Here is a 16254-nt window from a genome sequence, read left to right as displayed (position 1 = left end):
CAAGCCCGGGGCCCATTCAGGAGCACGCATGGGACTCAGCGAGCATTTTTGGAGGCCTAGGGCCAAAGCCTGGTGGGCGGCGGCCGCGCTGACGCTGATCGCGCCATTCTGCCGAGCGCAGACCGAAGCGACGGGCTACCAGGTCTATGTGGTGCCTCAGTTCCAGGCAGCCGAGTTGCAACGCGTCTGGGCGCCGATTCTGGAGCGCGTGAGCCAAGAGTCTGGCGTGCGGCTGAGTCTGAAGCTGGTCAAGGACATCCCGGCCTTCGAGGCAGAGTTGGCCGCAGGCCGCCCCGACTTTGCCTATATGAACCCCTATCACCAGTTGATGGCGCATGAGTCGCAAGGCTATCTGCCGCTGCTTCGCGACCGCAAGCTGCTGCAGGGTCTGTTGCTGGTGAGGCAGGATGACCCGATCCAATCGGTGCAAGAGTTGCGAGGCAAGGAGATCGCCTTCCCGGCACCCAATGCACTGGGGGCTTCGCTGCTGATACGCGCCCAGTTGACGGAACAAGAAAAAATCGACTTCAAGCCGGTCTACGCCAAGACCCATTCCAACGCCTACCGCCAAACCCTGATCGGAAAGACCGCCGCCAGCGGTGGCCTGCAGGCCACGCTGAACAAGGAAAGTGACGCGGTGCGCCAAGGTTTGCGGGTGCTGATGGTGACGCAGGGAGCGGCCCCTCACCCCTTCAGCGTGCACCCGCGTGTGCCGGCCGAGCAGGCCAAGGCGGTGGCCAATGCAATGCTGAAACTGGCCGGCGATGCCAAGATGCAGCCGCTCTTCCAAGACATTCCGATGCGCGAGCCGATGCGCGCCGACTTTGAGCGCGACTACCGGCCCATCACCAAACTCAGGCTTCAAAAGTACCTGGATTCGCAGCAAGACTGAAGTCGGCTCATGCGCTTGTGGCCTCAACGCTTCAAACATCAGCTCGGACTGATGTTCGCGCTGTTGCTGCTGGTGGCCCTGGGCCTGCTGAGTGGCTTCACAGCTTGGCAGCAAACCACACGCGGGCGCGATGGGGCCGCAGCTCAGGCGCAGATGTTGGCAGCCAGCCTGAGTGCCTCCAGCATGAGCTTGGTGCTAACGGACAGCCTAGACGCGCTAGAAGCGCAAGCACTGTCCTACGCCGGATTGGCCAATGTGCGCCAGATCACGCTGCTCGATACCAAGGGTCGGCCTCTGACGCGGGTGCAACACCTGCCGGGCCAAGCCCCAGCGGCTTTGTTTGAGTCCGACCCTTCCGAGATCCCGGCTCCCGCCCTGGCGAAGCCGCATATAGAAACAAACCCAGACGGTTCACGGCTGATCGCATGGCACCCGCTGCTCTCGGGCGAGCAGGCACTGGCCTGGGTGCGGGTGGACTACGATTTGGCCGAGCAGCAACAACAAGCGCAGGCGATCTGGCGCAACACCGCCTTCGTGGCCATCTTTGCCATCATGCTCTGTTATGGGCTGCTGATGCTGTTTCTGCGCCGGCCCTTGGCCTGCCTGGATGAAGCCCGGCTTTTCGCTGTTGAGCTCAGTGACGACCTGGGGCGCGCTCCCATGGAGTTGCAGGGCCCCTTGGAATTCGTCCAGTTGCAGCGCGCCCTGAATGAAACCTCGGTGTTGTTGCAGCAGCACCTGATCATGCTGCAAGACAGCATGGAAACGCACCAGGCCCAGTCCCGCCAACTGGCGGCGCAGAACGATCAGCTCGGCGCCATCTTTGCCAACAGCCCCGATGGTTTGCTCACCTTCAACCGCTACGGCAAGATCGAGTTCACCAACCAGGCCTTTCTGCGTCTGGCCGATCTGCGCGAGGACGAGGTGCTGGGTCTGGACGATCTGGGCCTGGACACCAAGCTGCGCGAGCGCGCCCTCGACGCCAGCGAGTTCTTGGGCTTGGCCGCCAGCTTTGGGCCGGAGGGGCAAAGCCTGACCCTGCGCGGCGACCGCCCCCGCGTGCTGCTCATCAGCGGACGGCAGCCGACGGCCTCGGCGGTCAGCCTGGTGCTGTATGTGCGGGACGAAACTCGCCAGCATGAGCTCGATCGGATGAAGTCCGAATTCCTCTCATTGGCCGCGCATGAACTGCGCACGCCCATGGCCAGCATCTTTGGCTTCGTGGAGTTGCTGCTGAACCGCGAGTTCAGCGAGGCCAAGCGCCTGGACTTGTTGAACCGCATTCATCGGCAGAGCAAGCTGATGATCAATATCCTCAATGAATTGCTGGACCTGGCCCGCATCGAGGCGCGCGGTGCGGCAGACCTGCACTTCGAACTGCTGGACCTGGGTGAACTGCTGCACCAGATGCTGAGTGACTACAAGCCGCCCGAGGGGCGAGCAGCACCCGAAGTGGGCCCGGCGCCAGGGCCGATGCCGGTCTCGGTGGATAGGCAAAAGATGCAGCAGATTCTGCTCAACACCCTCTCCAACGCCTATAAATACTCGCCCGGCGGCGAGCCGGTGAGCATCCGGCTTCGGGTGGCGGAGTCGAATGGGCCGGACGAAGGCCGCAGCCGTTATGGCATCGAGATCCGCGATCAAGGCATCGGCCTGTCCCCCGAGCACCTGGCCCGCATGGGTGAACGCTTCTTCCGCGCCGACACCTCGGGCCACATTCCGGGTACCGGCTTGGGCGTCAGCATCGTCAAGGAACTGTTGGAGCTGATGGGAGGCCGGCTGGAGATCACCAGTGAACTCGGCCAGGGTAGCCGCTTTTGCTTGTGGCTTTGATCGGCGATTCGATCCTCGGCGCTCCAGCAAAGCCTATCGCGATGATCAAAAGTCCCAAATAGACCCGAGGCAGGGGCCTGCGTAGCATTCCCTTCTGCTCACCTTGTCTCGCCACCCTCTTTGCTTCGGACGACTCTCATGGCCAAGACCGCCAGCTTCGGCATTCTTCATCTCTGCACCTCTTTCGGCGTGACCTATGCGCTGACCGGCAATGTCGCCATTGCCGGCGCGGTGACCTTTGTCGAGCCGCTGGTCAACACGGTAATGCATCACTTCTTCGACAAATACTGGGGCCACCCCCGCCTGCAGGCCGCCTGGGCGCAGTTGCGAGGCCGCCTCCAGTCTCATCCACAACACTCTCAGCCCATATAAGGCTCAGCGGGTGCGCGCCAGCAGCCTGGGCTTAGCCCAAGGAAGCATCGGGCTGGGTTTGCTTCTCCATCCAACCCAGCCAGCGCATCGCCTGCTCGCGGTTCTCACCGCACATCACTTCCGAGGGCTGTAAAGAGCCGCAGACCGCCGGGCGCTCCGGCTGGCCAAAAATCTTGCAGCGGTCTTGCTCGTCGAGCTGAATGCAGCGCACGCCGGCGGGCTTGGAAATGCCATTCACCACCGGCATGCCGGGGATGGGCGAGCTGATGGAGGGGGCGATGCAACAAGCGGCGCAATGATCACGGCATTTCATGGCGCAATTGTCCTTCGAGAGCTGCAGCAAAGCCCGCACTTATCCACAGGCCCGCGTAAAATTCAAGGTTTGCCCGCGCTGGATTTTCACAGGCGCTGCGGCCCGTGTTTTCAAGGCGAATCAGCTCATGCAATACCCCAAGGAATTTGATGTCATCGTGGTCGGCGGTGGACATGCCGGCACCGAGGCCGCGCTGGCCGCCGCCCGCATGGGCTGCGCCACTCTGCTGCTGACGCACAACATCGAGACCCTGGGGCAGATGAGTTGCAACCCCTCGATCGGCGGCATCGGCAAGGGCCATTTGGTCAAAGAAGTGGACGCCCTGGGCGGCGCCATGGCGGCCGCCACCGACGAGGCCGGCATTCAGTTCCGCATCTTGAATGGCTCCAAGGGCCCGGCCGTGCGCGCCACCCGCGCCCAAGCCGACCGGGTTTTGTACAAGGCCGCCATCCGTTACCGGCTGGAAAACCAACCCAATCTCTGGCTGTTCCAGCAGGCGGTGGACGATCTCTTGGTGGAGTCGGATGGCACGACAGAGCGCGTGGTCGGCGCCGTCACCCAGATGGGCTTGCAGTTCCGTGCCCGCGCCGTGGTGTTGACCGCCGGCACCTTTCTCGACGGCCGCATCCACGTCGGCCTGCAAAATTACGCCGCCGGCCGCGCCGGTGATCCGCCGGCCATCAGCCTCTCGGCCCGTCTGAAAGAACTGAAGCTGCCGCAAGGGCGCCTCAAGACCGGCACGCCGCCGCGCATCGATGGCCGCTCGATCGACTTCTCCAAATGCGTGGAGCAAGACGGCGATCTTGACCCGCTGCCGGTCTTCAGCTTCATGGGCCAGGCCTCGCAACACCCGCGCCAAGTGCCTTGCTGGATCACCCACACCTCGGAGGCCACGCACGCCATCATCCGCTCCGGCTTTGACCGCAGCCCCATGTTCACCGGCGTGATCGAAGGCGTGGGACCGCGCTACTGCCCCAGCATCGAAGACAAGGTGAACCGCTTTGCCGACAAAGACAGCCACCAGATCTTCTTGGAACCTGAGGGCCTGACCACCCACGAGTACTACCCCAACGGTATCTCCACCTCCCTGCCCTTCGACATCCAGCTGGCTGCCGTGCGCTCGATTCCGGGCCTGGAGAACGCCCACATCATGCGGCCCGGCTATGCCATCGAATACGACTACTTCGACCCGCGCGGCCTGAAGTCCAGCTTCGAGACCCGTGACATCGGCGGCCTGTTCTTCGCTGGCCAGATCAATGGCACGACCGGCTATGAAGAAGCCGCTGCCCAAGGACTGTTCGCCGGCTTGAATGCCGCCCTGCAAGTGCGCGGCCAAGGCCCCTGGTTGCCCGGCCGAGACCAAGCCTATCTGGGCGTCTTGGTCGACGACCTGATCACCAAGGGCGTGACCGAGCCCTACCGCATGTTCACCAGCCGCGCCGAGTTCCGCCTGCAGCTGCGTGAAGACAACGCCGATATGCGCTTGACCGAAGTCGGCCGCGAATTGGGCTTGGTGGATGACGCTCGCTGGGAAGCCTTCAACCGCAAGCGCGATGCTGTTTCACGTGAAACAGAGAAGCTCAAGTCCACCTGGGTGCACCCCAACATCCTGCCGGCGGCCGATGCCGAGCGCCTGGTCGGCAAAGCGCTGGAACGCGAATACAACTTCATCGACCTGCTGCGTCGGCCCGGCGTGGTTTACGACACCCTGGCCGAAGTGGCCAGCATCGCCCGGCCCAATGCCGGTGTTTCACGTGAAACACTGAAGGCTGAGTTGGGCGAGACTTTGGCCGAAGCTGTGATCGAGCAAGTCGAAGTCAGCGTCAAGTACGCCGGCTACATCAACAAGCAGACCGAAGATGTGGCCCGCGCCTCGCATTACGAGAATATGCGCTTGCCGGATGACCTGGACTACTCGCAGGTCAGCGCCCTCTCCTTCGAGGCTCGCCAAAAGCTGGGCAAGCACAAGCCCGAAACCCTGGGCCAGGCCTCGCGTATTTCTGGCGTTACGCCTGCCTCCATCTCTTTGCTGCTGGTGCATTTGCGCAAGCATCGCTTCAAGGGCTTTGGCACCGATGGCCAAACTCAAGCCCAAACCAGCACCCAAGACAGCGCCGCCTGAATCCAAAAGCGCCACCGCGTCACCCAAAAGAAGAAGCCCAAGATGACCGATCTCGCCCCTCTGCGTCAGCCGCTGGCGGACGCCGCCGCCCGTTTGCAACTCGACTTGAGTGCTCAGCAGCAAGAAGCCCTGCTCGCCTATCTGGCCTTGATCGCCAAGTGGAACAAGGTCTACAACCTGACCTCGCTGCGCGACCCGCAGGCCATGCTGACCCATCACCTGATCGACAGCCTGAGCCTGTTGCCGGCCTTGCGCCGCCACGCGGCGGGCAAGCCCCTGCGCTTGATGGACGTGGGCAGCGGCGGCGGCTTGCCCGGCGTGGTCATCGCCATTTGCAACCCCGAGATCGACGTCACCTGTGTAGACGCCGTTGCCAAGAAGGCCACCTTCATCAAGCAAGTGGCGGCCGAGTTGCGCCTGCCCAATCTGCATGGCGAGCATTCGCGGGTCGAGGCGCTGAAGACGGCGCCCTTTAACCTGATCACCTCGCGTGCCTTTGCCTCGCTGCTGGACTTCACCACCCTCACCCGCCAGCACCTGAAACCGGGCGCCGAATCGACGGCTATTTGGCTGGCCATGAAGGGCCAACACCCAGCCGACGAAATCACCGCTCTGCCGGCCGACCTGGATGTGTTTCACGTGGAACAGCTGGAGGTTCCGAACCTGGACGCCCAGCGTTGTTTGATCTGGATTCGGCCAAAAAACTAAGGCGGCACCACGCCAGCCAAGCCCTCAGCGTTTAAGCTGTCGACGTTCACCTATTCCAGAGCAAATGGCCAAGATTTTCTGCGTTGCAAACCAAAAAGGCGGGGTCGGCAAGACCACCACCACCGTCAACCTCGCCGCCGGCTTGGCCAAGGTCGGCCAACGCGTGCTGGTTGTGGATCTCGACCCCCAAGGCAATGCCACCATGGGTTCGGGCATCGACAAGCGCCAACTGGAGCTGAGCGTCTATGACGTGTTGCTGGAATCCTGCAGCGTGGCCGAGGCCAAGCAACACAGTGAAAAAGCCGGCTACGACGTCTTGGGTGCCAACCGCGAACTGGCCGGTGCCGAGGTGGAATTGGTCGACCTGGAGCGCCGCGAGCGCCGCTTGAAGACCGCCCTGGCCGCCGCCAAAGACGATTACGACTTTGTGCTGATCGACTGCCCGCCTTCGCTGTCCATGCTGACGCTGAACGGCCTGTGCTGCGCTCACGGCGTGGTCGTGCCCATGCAGTGCGAGTACTTTGCGCTCGAAGGCTTGTCGGACCTGGTCAACACCATCAAGCAGGTGCATGCCAACCTGAATCCCGACCTGCAAATCATCGGCCTGCTGCGGGTGATGTTCGACCCCCGCATTACCTTGCAAAACCAGGTCAGCGATCAGCTGAAGAGCCACTTCGGCGACAAGGTGTTCGACTCCGTCATCCCGCGCAATGTGCGCCTGGCCGAGGCCCCCAGCTACGGCCTGCCCGGCGTGGTTTTTGACCCCTCGTCCAAAGGCGCGCATGCCTTTGTGGACTTCGCACGTGAAATGGTGCGCCGCGTCAACACGATGTGATTCAGGAGCAAGTCGGCTTGGTCGATGAAGCGCTGGCGCGTCGCGCCGAAGAAGCCGGGCTGAACGCCAGCGCACCGCCGCAGCAAAGAACGGTGGACGGCTGGCTGATCCGCCTCTCCCCCGGCAAGGCCAAGCGCTCGCGCTGCATCAATGCACTGGCCCAAGGCAGCCTGCCTCTGGACGAACTGCTGGCGCGCAGCGAGGCCGCCTTCAAGGCCGCCGAATTGCCGCTGATCGTCCGCGTTACGCCCTACAGCCAGCCGGCCAATCTGGACGAACTTTTGGCCGCCAAAGGTTGGCAGGCTTTTGATGCCGCCGATGTCTGGGTGCTGAATCGCATCGAAGCCCAAGCCACTGAGGACAGCGCGGGAGAACATCCTTTAGAGCGCCTCGAGGCGGAAGCCTATGCCGCCCTGGTCGGCACCCTGCGCGGCTCTTCTGAGACGGCCATCGCCGTCCATGCCGAGCGCATGAAGAAGTCGCCGGTGGTCTATCGGGGCTTTGCCCTGCGAGATGCGCAAGGTGCCCTTCTGGCTTGCGGACAGTTCGCCCGCGAAGACGCGATCGTCGGCCTTTACGACATCTTCACGCCGCCCGAGCAGCGCGGTCGTGGCCATGCGTTTCAGCTCTGCAGGCAGTTGCTGCAAGAGGCGCTGGCCGAAGGCGCCAAGCAAGCCTATCTGCAGGTGGGTTCGGATAACGCAGTGGCCCAGCGTGTCTATGCTCGGCTGGGCTTTGTCTTCGCTTACCGCTACCACTACCGCAGCCCAGAGTCGGTGGTCGACTGAGCGCCCTGGCCTCAGTCGCGCGGTTTCCAGACCTTCAGCAAGATGTGGCGGGTAAAGCCCGGCACATAGTCGTGCACATGGGCGATGCAGACATAGCCCAGGTGCTCATAGATCTGCGCCGTCTCGTCCGACAGGGTTTCGATCAAGGCATCAACACATCCACGTTGCAGCGCTTGTGCTTCCAGTTGGCGCAGGCATTTGCTGCCCAGCCCCTGAGCGCGATGCTCGGGCTCAACCCAGAGATAGTTGATGTAAAGCCGCCCGAACTCGGTGCGGCCCTGGGCGCCCGCCAAGAGCCGCTCGCCGTCGTACAAAGCGCAAGCGATGTCGCGTGCATCGCTGCCCTGGGCCTGCTGGCGGCCGTACAGCAAGACGCCCTCGCGTACCGCATCCAAATCGGCCTGCGGCACCTCGGCATCACGCCGCCAAATCAAGGACTGATCAGCCGAGCTCACCAAAGCCCTTCAGAGCGATCAGAGACCCAGACCCTCATCGAGCCCCAGATGCACATTCATCGCCTGCACAGCGGCCCCGCTGGCACCCTTGCCGAGGTTGTCCAGGCGGGCCATCACGAGCACTTGCGTCTCGGAGCCAAACACAAACAGGTCGACCCGGTTGGTGTCATTGCAGCCCTGCACATCGAAGAAACCGCCGGCCAAAGTGTCGGCATCGCGCAGCGGCATCACGCGGATGAAGCGCTCACCGGCGTAATGGGCAGACAGCGCGGCATGAACATCCTCAGCACGAGCGCCGGCGCGCAGCTGGCTCAGGTGCAGCGGCACGGTCACCGCCAGGCCTTTGTAGAAGCTGCCGACGATGGGCATGAAGACCGGCGCGTTCTTCAAGCCGGTGTGCGCCATCATCTCGGGCAGGTGCTTGTGCGCCAGACCCAAGGCATAGGGCCTGGGCGAATTCAGCAAGGCATTGCCGCCCGCTTCGTACTCCGCAATCATGCTTTTGCCGCCGCCGGAATAGCCGGTGATGGAGGTGGCCGAAACCAAAGCGTCCGGGCTCAACAAGCCGGCATCCACCAGCGGGCGCAGCGCCAAGATAAAGGCCGAGGCATGGCAGCCGGGGTTGGCGATGCGTTTGGCAGCGCGCAGTTGCTCGCGCTGGCCCTTGGCCAACTCGGGCAAGCCAAAGGTCCAACCCGGCACGGTGCGGTGCGCGGTGCTGGCGTCGATCAAGCACGTGTTGGGGTTCGTGATCATGGCAGCCGCTTCACGTGAAGCCGCATCGGGCAGGCACAAAAACGCCACATCGGCCGCGTTCAACAAACGTGCACGTTCAGCGGGGTCCTTGCGCTTGTCGGCGTCGATGCGCAGCACTTCCACATCGCTGCGCGCCGCCAAATATTCGTGAATACGCAGCCCCGTCGTACCCTCTTGGCCATCCACAAAAACCGCGTAAGTCATGATCTCTCCAGCACAATCAAATTCAAAGACAGCTAAGCATAAGGCAAGCCCATGAATCAAGAACACAGAGTCCTGCTCTTACCTGGTTGGCTGAACTCCGACCCCGCGCATTGGCAGAGCCTGTGGGAGCAGCAATTTGGCTTTGAGCGCGTCGAGCAGGCCGACTGGGACTGGCCGCGCCGCGGTGACTGGATGGCCCGCCTGGACGAAGTGCTGCTCGGCGACGAGCGCCCCGCCCTGCTGGTGGCGCACTCGCTGGGCTGCCAGTTGGTCGCCAGCTGGGCCGAGCATTCGCGCCACACCACACGGGTGGCCGGTGCGCTGCTGGTGGCGCCGCCCGACACCGAGCGCGCGGACATGCCGCCGCAGTTGCACAACTGGCGGCCGATTCGGCGCAGCCGCCTGCCCTTCCCCAGCATCGCGGTGATCAGCAGCGACGACGCTTTTTGCACGCCCGAGCGCGGCAGCGCCATGGCCGCCGACTGGGGCAGCCGCTTGGTGATGGCAGGCCCGCGCGGGCACCTGAACAGCGAATCAAAGCTGGGCGACTGGCCCGAGGCGCTGGCCTGGCTGGCCGAATTAAGAGCCTAGACGGCGGTAAGAGACAATTGCAGCCATGGTCACAAAAAAACCCAAAGGCCTCGGCCTCGGCCTTGAAGCACTGCTCGGCCCCAAAGTCAGCGATTCCGAAGCGGCCGCCGCCCGCGAAGGCAGCCCCAGCGTCTTGCGTCTAGAACAGATGCAAGCCGGCAAGTACCAGCCGCGCACCCGCATGGACGAAGGCTCACTCTATGAGTTGGCCGAGAGCATCAAGGGCCAGGGCATCATGCAGCCCATCTTGGTGCGACCGATCAAGCCGCCATCAGATCTCAGCGAAGTGCGATACGAGATCATTGCCGGTGAGCGCCGCTTCCGGGCCGCCAAGCTGGCCGGTCTGCGCGAGGTGCCGGTGCTGGTCAAGGCCGTGCCCGACGAGGCCGCGGCCGCCATGGCCCTGATCGAGAACATTCAGCGTGAAGACCTGAATCCGCTGGAAGAAGCGCAAGGCCTGCAGCGCCTGGTGAACGAGTTCCACCTGACCCATGAGCAAGCCGCCCAAGCGGTGGGCCGCTCGCGCAGCGCCGCCAGCAATCTGCTGCGCCTGCTGCAGCTGGTGGAGCCGGTGCAGAACATGCTGATGGCCGGCGATATCGATATGGGCCACGCCCGCGCCCTGCTGCCCTTGGACGGCGCCCACCAAATCACCTGTGCCACCGAGATCGCGGCCAAGAAGCTCAGCGTGCGTGAAGCTGAGAAGCTGGTGTCGCGCCAGGGTGCTGGCCGGCAGACGCCGCTGCTGCGCGTCAAAGGCGACAAAAGCCGCGATCTGTTGCGCTTAGAAGAAGAGTTATCTGATCTGTTGACCGCGGTCGTCGAGGTGCGAGTCAAGAAGCGCACCAAGCGCGGCGAACAAGGCGAGTTGTCGATTCAATTTGGATCGCTCGATGAGCTGAACGGTCTGATCGACCGTCTGCGCGGCCCGCAATAAGTCGGCGTCGGGCGCAAGGCCAAGCACCTTCTTGCTTGGCCAACTTTCTAATCTACACCCGCTGCGGCCACGCCGGCCGCGCTGCCGAAAAATTGCCTTGTTTTCGCGACAGGCTTTGCAGCTGTTCTCGCAAGGCCCAAGCAGGCCCCAAGCAATCGGCGTAGCATCGCATCCAGACTTGCTCAGCAAGCAGTTTTGTACCAAGCTGAACTCCGGCCTTTTCATTCGTTCAATGGAAGCCCAAGAGTTCAAGCTCTGAGCAAGGACTGACAGAGCCGCTCTCGGAAAGCTCTGATGACGCCCCAGCCCTCGCGCGCCCGATGTGGCCCGCACGGGACGCCATCAGAACTTCCCAGCCGGCACATAGCCACCCTGTGTGTCTGTGTGTCGCCTGGGCCCAACCGGAGGCCAGAGCATGGACGTGATCAGCAGTTTCACCAAGCGCTATGAACGCACCCGCGTCGAAGAGATGTCTCTTGAAGACTATCTCGCGGAATGCAAGAACAACCCCATTGCCTACGCAAGCGCGGCCGAGCGAATGCTGCAGGCCATCGGCGAACCCGAGATGATCGACACGCGAAACGATGTGCGCCTGTCGCGTCTGTTCGCCAACAAAACCATCAAGATCTACCCCGCCTTCGCCGAGTTCTACGGGCTCGAAGAGGCGATTGAACAAGTTGTTAGCTATTTCCGCCATGCCGCCCAAGGCTTAGAAGAAAAGAAGCAGATCCTTTACTTGCTCGGGCCGGTGGGCGGCGGCAAGAGTTCCATCGCCGAGCGCCTCAAGCAGTTGATGGAGCAAGTGCCCTTCTATGCCTTGGCGGGCTCGCCGGTGAATGAGTCGCCGCTGGGCTTGTTCGACCCCGCCGAAGACGGCCCGCTGCTGGAGAAGGAATACGGCATTCCGCGCCGCTACCTGAACCGCATCCTCAGCCCCTGGGCGGTCAAGCGTCTGGACGAGTTCGGTGGTGATATCCGTCGCTTCAAGGTGGTGAAGCGCTACCCCAGCGTGCTCAAGCAGGTGGGGGTGGCCAAGACCGAGCCGGGCGACGAGAACAACCAGGACATCAGCTCCCTGGTCGGCAAGGTCGACATCCGCAAGCTCGAAACCTTTGCGCAAGATGACCCCGATGCCTACAGCTACTCGGGTGGCCTGTGCCTGGCCAACCAGGGTCTGCTGGAGTTTGTGGAAATGTTCAAAGCACCCATCAAGGTGCTGCACCCACTGCTGACGGCCACACAGGAAGGCAATTACAAAGGCACAGAAGGCTTCGGCGCGATTCCCTTCGACGGCATCGTGCTCGCGCACTCGAATGAGAGCGAGTGGAAGACCTTCCGCAACAACAAGAACAACGAGGCCTTCCTGGACCGCATCTACATTGTCAAGGTGCCGTACTGCCTGCGCGTTAGCGAAGAAGTGAAGATCTACGAGAAGCTAATCCGCAGTTCGTCCTTGGCCGAGGCCAAATGCGCCCCCGGCACGCTCAAAATCATGAGCCAGTTCGCGGTGTTGACCCGGCTGAAAGAGCCGGAGAACTCCTCGCTGTATTCCAAGATGCAGGTCTACGACGGCGAGAGCCTGAAGGACACCGACCCCAAGGCCAAGAGCTTCCAGGAGTACCGCGACTACGCAGGCGTGGACGAGGGCATGAGCGGCATCTCGACCCGCTTCGCTTACAAGATCTTGTCCAAGGTCTTCAACTTCGACTCCTCCGAAGTGGCGGCCAACCCAGTACACCTGATGTATGTGCTGGAGCAGCAGATCGAGCGCGAGCAATTCCCCACCGATACCGAGCAAAAGTATGTGGGCTTCATCAAGGAGTTGCTGGCACCGCGTTATGCCGAGTTCATCGGCAAGGAAATCCAGACCGCTTATCTGGAGAGCTATAGCGAATACGGCCAGAACATCTTTGACCGCTACGTCACTTATGCCGATTACTGGATCCAGGACCAGGAGTACCGCGACACCGACACCGGCGAGGTCTTCGACCGCTCGGCCCTGAACGGCGAGTTGGAAAAGATCGAAAAGCCCGCCGGCATCAGCAACCCGAAGGACTTCCGCAACGAGATCGTCAACTTCGTGCTGCGCGCCCGCGCCAACAATGCCGGCAAAAACCCGGCCTGGACCAGCTACGAAAAGCTGCGCACGGTGATCGAGAAGAAGATGTTCTCCAACACCGAGGAGTTGCTGCCGGTCATCAGCTTCAACGCCAAGGCCAGCACCGACGAGGCCAAGAAGCACGAGGACTTCGTCAATCGCATGGTCGGCAAGGGCTACACGGCCAAGCAAGTTCGGCTTTTGTGCGAATGGTATTTGCGCGTCAGAAAGAGCTCTTGAAGCCAGCCTGGCCTCTGGGTGCTGCTGAGGCACCCAGGGCCAGGAGTCGCCGCATCTGAGCCAGCGCTTGGCTGGTGAGGGCTTTGCTGACACACCGCTGAGCGGGGGAAGGCATTTTTTCCATGCTTCAACAAATCATCGATCGCAGGCTCTCGGGCAAGAACAAGTCCATTGGCAACCGCGAGCGATTTCTGCAACGCCACAAGGAACAAGTGCGCGAAGCGGTACGCCGGGCGGTGGATGGGCGCGGCATCCGCGATATGGAGCGCGGCGAGGATGTGCACATCCCAAAGAAGGACCTGAGTGAACCGGTCTTCGGCCATGGTGAGGGCGGTGTGCGCGAAGTGGTGCGGCCCGGCAATACCGAGCACGTCAAGGGCGACCGCGTCGCCAAGCCCAAAGGCGGCGGCCAAGGTCAAGGCGGCGGGCAAGCCAGCGACTCCGGCGAAGGTGATGACGACTTCGTCTTCCACCTCAGCCGCGAGGAGTTCATGCAGGTGTTCTTTGAAGACCTAGCCCTGCCGAACCTGGAGCGCACCCAGTTGGCCGAAACGCCCGAGTGGAAGAGCCACCGCGCCGGCTTTGTTTCCGACGGCACACCGACCAATCTGCATGTGGTGCGCTCGATGCGCGGCGCCCTGGGCCGACGCATCGCCCTGGGCACCAGCAAGCGCCGCGAATTGCATGAGTTGGAAGAGCGGCTGGAATTGCTGCTCAAGCATGAGAACCCGGCCGACCCAGAGGTCCAGCGCATGCGCGTCGAGACCGAGGAGCGCATCGCCTTTCTGCGTGGCCGCATCGCCGCCATTCCTTTTCTGGACCCGATCGACCTGCGTTTTCGCAACCGAGTGCGGGTGCCGGTGCCGAGCAGTCGCGCCGTCATGTTTTGCCTGATGGATGTGTCGGGCTCAATGGACGAAAGCCGCAAGGACCTGGCCAAGCGCTTCTTCATCCTGCTCTACCTCTTCCTGACCCGGCATTACGACAAGATCGAGGTGGTCTTCATCCGCCACCACACCCAGGCGCAAGAAGTCGACGAGCAGAACTTCTTCCACGCCACCGAAACCGGCGGCACGGTGGTGTCGAGCGCGCTGGTGCTGATGGAGGAGATCATTCGCGCCCGCTATCCGCGCAATGAATGGAATATCTACGGCGCCCAAGCCAGCGATGGCGACAACTGGCACCACGACAGCGGCCGTTGCCGCGAGTTGCTAGCCCAGCAGATCCTGCCGCTGTGCCGTTACTTCGCCTATGTGCAGGTGGCCGATGCCGAGCAAAACCTCTGGGAGGAGTACAGCAAGCTCAGCGAAGAAGTTGGGCACTTTGCGATGCGCAAGGCCACCGAGGTTTCGCAGATTTACCCGGTCTTCCGTGAACTGTTCAAGAAGGAAGGAGCGCGGGCATGAGCCAGATTGAAAACCGCCGCCAGATCGGCATCGCCCCCCTCACCGATGAATACGGCGGGCGGCGCTGCAAGCCGCCGCTGCGCGAAATGCTGCCCTTGAAAGCACGCCCCAGCCAACCACTGGCCTCGCCCAGCGACTGGACCTTTGAGCTCATCGATGAGTACCACGACATCATCCGCGCCACCGCCGAGCGCTATGGGCTGGACACCTATCCCAATCAGCTAGAGATCATCACCGCCGAGCAGATGATGGATGCCTACGCCTCGGTCGGCATGCCGGTCAATTACCGGCACTGGAGCTATGGCAAGGAGTTCATCGCCACCGAGCGCAATTACAAGCGCGGGCAGATGGGCTTGGCCTATGAAATCGTCATCAACTCCGACCCCTGCATCGCCTATCTGATGGAGGAAAACACCATGGCCATGCAGGCCTTGGTGATCGCCCATGCCTGCTATGGGCATAACAGCTTCTTCAAAGGCAATTACCTGTTCCGCATGTGGACCGATGCTTCCAGCATCATTGACTATCTGGTCTACGCGAAGAACTTTGTGGCCGAATGCGAGCAGCGCCACGGCATGTCTGAGGTTGAGAAAACACTGGACTCCTGCCATGCCTTGATGAGCTATGGTGTTGACCGCTATCGCCGCCCCGCCAAGCTCTCGCTGAGCCAAGAGCGCAGCCGCCAGGCAGACCGCGAGGCCCATGCGCAACTGCAGATCAATGAGCTCTGGCGCACCCTGCCCAAGCGGGCTGATGCCGCGGCCGAAGCGGCCGCCGCGCGCCGCTTCCCGGATGAGCCGCAAGAGAACATCCTTTACTTCATCGAAAAGAACGCTCCGCTTTTGGAGCCCTGGCAGCGAGAAATCGTGCGCATCGTGCGCAAGATCGCCCAGTATTTCTATCCGCAGCGCCAGACCCAGGTGATGAACGAAGGCTGGGCCACCTTCTGGCACCACCGCCTGCTGAACCAGATGTATGACGACGGCTATCTGAGCGACGGCATGATGATCGAATGGCTGAAGTCGCACACCAATGTGGTGGCGCAGCAGCCGATGGCGAATCTGAACCCCTATGCGCTGGGCTTTGCGATGTACACCGACATCAAGCGCATCTGCGAAAAGCCGACCGAGGAAGACCGGCGCTGGTTCCCCGACCTCGCCGGTGGCGACTGGCTGCCCACCATCGACCATGCGATGCGCAACTTCAAGGACGAGAGCTTTATCGGCCAGTACCTCAGCCCGCATCTGATGCGCGAGTTCCGGCTCTTCTCCATCGTCGACGACGAAAAGCAGGCCGAGTACGAGATCTCCGCCATTCATGACGAAAGCGGCTACCAGCATGTGCGCGAGGCCTTGTCGCGCCAATACGACCTGAGCACCCGTGAGCCCAATATCCAGGTCTGGAACGTCAATCTACGCGGCGACCGCTCGCTGACGCTGCGCCACACCCAGCACATGGGCCGCCCTCTGCATGACAGCGCTCAAGAAGTCATAAAGCATGTGGCACGCTTGTGGGGCTTTGGCGTTGAACTCGAAAGCGCCAATGAGCGCGGCGAGATCAGCAAGCATTGGTCGGTGCCTGCACCGACTCACTGAGTTCAGAGATGGTGCTCGGCTGCTGGTGAGCCGGCCACCACTCCTTGTTTGCAACCACGGAGGCGCGCAGGCCCAGAGTGTTGCGGGACCAGGGGTCCACTCTTCGCCT

General features: G+C 62.2%; 15 protein-coding genes. 12 read left to right on the top strand and 3 right to left on the bottom strand.

What is annotated here, in order from left to right:
* The first annotated feature begins 28 nt into the window (after nucleotides 1–28).
* The 3 genes from ACOVRJ_RS07235 to ACOVRJ_RS07225 all read left to right on the top strand — a co-directional run bounded on the left by ACOVRJ_RS07235 (nucleotide 29) and on the right by ACOVRJ_RS07225 (nucleotide 3097).
* Nucleotides 29–892: a phosphate/phosphite/phosphonate ABC transporter substrate-binding protein gene (locus ACOVRJ_RS07235; protein WP_422043205.1), complete on the top strand. Its 864-nt coding sequence runs from the start codon at nucleotides 29–31 to the stop codon at nucleotides 890–892.
* A gap of 9 nt (nucleotides 893–901) precedes the next feature.
* Entirely contained in the window at nucleotides 902–2725 is a 1824-nt protein-coding gene (locus ACOVRJ_RS07230) for a sensor histidine kinase (RefSeq protein WP_422043204.1), read from the top strand.
* A gap of 138 nt (nucleotides 2726–2863) precedes the next feature.
* On the top strand, nucleotides 2864–3097 hold the full coding sequence (locus tag ACOVRJ_RS07225) for a DUF2061 domain-containing protein (RefSeq protein WP_422043203.1): 234 nt from the start codon (nucleotides 2864–2866) through the stop codon (nucleotides 3095–3097).
* Between the two features lie 31 nt (nucleotides 3098–3128).
* On the opposite strand, the gene ACOVRJ_RS07220 is transcribed toward ACOVRJ_RS07225, so the two are convergent.
* Nucleotides 3129–3410, bottom strand: coding sequence for a YkgJ family cysteine cluster protein (locus tag ACOVRJ_RS07220; RefSeq protein ID WP_422043202.1), 282 nt, complete (start codon nucleotides 3408–3410; stop codon nucleotides 3129–3131).
* A gap of 127 nt (nucleotides 3411–3537) precedes the next feature.
* On the opposite strand from ACOVRJ_RS07220, the gene mnmG reads away from it, so the two are divergent.
* The 4 genes from mnmG to ACOVRJ_RS07200 all read left to right on the top strand — a co-directional run bounded on the left by mnmG (nucleotide 3538) and on the right by ACOVRJ_RS07200 (nucleotide 7863).
* On the top strand, nucleotides 3538–5532 hold the full coding sequence (mnmG, locus tag ACOVRJ_RS07215; RefSeq protein ID WP_422043201.1) for a tRNA uridine-5-carboxymethylaminomethyl(34) synthesis enzyme MnmG: 1995 nt from the start codon (nucleotides 3538–3540) through the stop codon (nucleotides 5530–5532).
* Between the two features lie 42 nt (nucleotides 5533–5574).
* Nucleotides 5575–6240 carry a 16S rRNA (guanine(527)-N(7))-methyltransferase RsmG gene (gene rsmG, locus ACOVRJ_RS07210; protein ID WP_422043200.1) on the top strand — a complete coding sequence of 222 codons (666 nt, stop codon included), beginning with the start codon at nucleotides 5575–5577 and terminating at the stop codon, nucleotides 6238–6240.
* A 64-nt stretch (nucleotides 6241–6304) separates the two neighbouring features.
* The gene (locus ACOVRJ_RS07205) at nucleotides 6305–7075 is read left to right on the top strand and encodes a ParA family protein (RefSeq protein WP_263538409.1); all 771 of its coding nucleotides are present in this window, start codon (nucleotides 6305–6307) and stop codon (nucleotides 7073–7075) included.
* On the top strand, nucleotides 7072–7863 hold the full coding sequence (locus tag ACOVRJ_RS07200) for a GNAT family N-acetyltransferase (RefSeq protein WP_422043199.1): 792 nt from the start codon (nucleotides 7072–7074) through the stop codon (nucleotides 7861–7863). The genes ACOVRJ_RS07205 and ACOVRJ_RS07200 overlap by 4 nt, the downstream gene beginning before the upstream one ends.
* An 11-nt stretch (nucleotides 7864–7874) precedes the next feature.
* Here the strand turns inward: ACOVRJ_RS07200 and ACOVRJ_RS07195 are convergent, their stop codons facing one another.
* Both ACOVRJ_RS07195 and argC read right to left on the bottom strand, forming a co-directional pair.
* Nucleotides 7875–8318: a GNAT family N-acetyltransferase gene (locus ACOVRJ_RS07195; protein WP_422043198.1), complete on the bottom strand. Its 444-nt coding sequence runs from the start codon at nucleotides 8316–8318 to the stop codon at nucleotides 7875–7877.
* A gap of 18 nt (nucleotides 8319–8336) precedes the next feature.
* Nucleotides 8337–9278 (bottom strand): N-acetyl-gamma-glutamyl-phosphate reductase, encoded by a 942-nt coding sequence (gene argC, locus ACOVRJ_RS07190; protein WP_422043197.1) that lies wholly within the window; start codon nucleotides 9276–9278, stop codon nucleotides 8337–8339.
* Between the two features lie 51 nt (nucleotides 9279–9329).
* Here argC and ACOVRJ_RS07185 point away from each other — a divergent pair, with 51 nt between their 5' ends.
* The 5 genes from ACOVRJ_RS07185 to ACOVRJ_RS07165 all read left to right on the top strand — a co-directional run bounded on the left by ACOVRJ_RS07185 (nucleotide 9330) and on the right by ACOVRJ_RS07165 (nucleotide 16145).
* The gene (locus tag ACOVRJ_RS07185) at nucleotides 9330–9869 is read left to right on the top strand and encodes an RBBP9/YdeN family alpha/beta hydrolase (RefSeq protein ID WP_422043196.1); all 540 of its coding nucleotides are present in this window, start codon (nucleotides 9330–9332) and stop codon (nucleotides 9867–9869) included.
* A 25-nt stretch (nucleotides 9870–9894) separates the two neighbouring features.
* Nucleotides 9895–10806: a ParB/RepB/Spo0J family partition protein gene (locus ACOVRJ_RS07180; protein ID WP_422043195.1), complete on the top strand. Its 912-nt coding sequence runs from the start codon at nucleotides 9895–9897 to the stop codon at nucleotides 10804–10806.
* 415 nt (nucleotides 10807–11221) lie between these two features.
* Nucleotides 11222–13144: a PrkA family serine protein kinase gene (locus tag ACOVRJ_RS07175; protein ID WP_263538403.1), complete on the top strand. Its 1923-nt coding sequence runs from the start codon at nucleotides 11222–11224 to the stop codon at nucleotides 13142–13144.
* Nucleotides 13145–13266: 122 nt separating this feature from the next.
* Nucleotides 13267–14550: a YeaH/YhbH family protein gene (locus tag ACOVRJ_RS07170; protein WP_422043194.1), complete on the top strand. Its 1284-nt coding sequence runs from the start codon at nucleotides 13267–13269 to the stop codon at nucleotides 14548–14550.
* Between the two features lie 86 nt (nucleotides 14551–14636).
* Nucleotides 14637–16145, top strand: coding sequence for a SpoVR family protein (locus ACOVRJ_RS07165; RefSeq protein ID WP_422043298.1), 1509 nt, complete (start codon nucleotides 14637–14639; stop codon nucleotides 16143–16145).
* Nucleotides 16146–16254 lie beyond the last annotated feature (109 nt).

Source organism: Roseateles sp., from assembly GCF_049240545.1.
Lineage (GTDB): Bacteria > Pseudomonadota > Gammaproteobacteria > Burkholderiales > Burkholderiaceae_C > Paucibacter_A.
This window is presented reverse-complemented; position numbering and strand designations above follow the sequence as displayed.

Coding starts and splice junctions, on each gene's coding strand:
- ACOVRJ_RS07235 (WP_422043205.1), top strand. CDS start 29: ATGGGACTCAGCGAGCATTTTTGGAGGCCTAGGGCCAAAGCCTGGTGG.
- ACOVRJ_RS07230 (WP_422043204.1), top strand. CDS start 902: ATGCGCTTGTGGCCTCAACGCTTCAAACATCAGCTCGGACTGATGTTC.
- ACOVRJ_RS07225 (WP_422043203.1), top strand. CDS start 2,864: ATGGCCAAGACCGCCAGCTTCGGCATTCTTCATCTCTGCACCTCTTTC.
- ACOVRJ_RS07220 (WP_422043202.1), bottom strand. CDS start 3,410: ATGAAATGCCGTGATCATTGCGCCGCTTGTTGCATCGCCCCCTCCATC.
- mnmG (WP_422043201.1), top strand. CDS start 3,538: ATGCAATACCCCAAGGAATTTGATGTCATCGTGGTCGGCGGTGGACAT.
- rsmG (WP_422043200.1), top strand. CDS start 5,575: ATGACCGATCTCGCCCCTCTGCGTCAGCCGCTGGCGGACGCCGCCGCC.
- ACOVRJ_RS07205 (WP_263538409.1), top strand. CDS start 6,305: ATGGCCAAGATTTTCTGCGTTGCAAACCAAAAAGGCGGGGTCGGCAAG.
- argC (WP_422043197.1), bottom strand. CDS start 9,278: ATGACTTACGCGGTTTTTGTGGATGGCCAAGAGGGTACGACGGGGCTG.
- ACOVRJ_RS07185 (WP_422043196.1), top strand. CDS start 9,330: ATGAATCAAGAACACAGAGTCCTGCTCTTACCTGGTTGGCTGAACTCC.
- ACOVRJ_RS07180 (WP_422043195.1), top strand. CDS start 9,895: ATGGTCACAAAAAAACCCAAAGGCCTCGGCCTCGGCCTTGAAGCACTG.
- ACOVRJ_RS07175 (WP_263538403.1), top strand. CDS start 11,222: ATGGACGTGATCAGCAGTTTCACCAAGCGCTATGAACGCACCCGCGTC.
- ACOVRJ_RS07170 (WP_422043194.1), top strand. CDS start 13,267: ATGCTTCAACAAATCATCGATCGCAGGCTCTCGGGCAAGAACAAGTCC.
- ACOVRJ_RS07165 (WP_422043298.1), top strand. CDS start 14,637: ATGCTGCCCTTGAAAGCACGCCCCAGCCAACCACTGGCCTCGCCCAGC.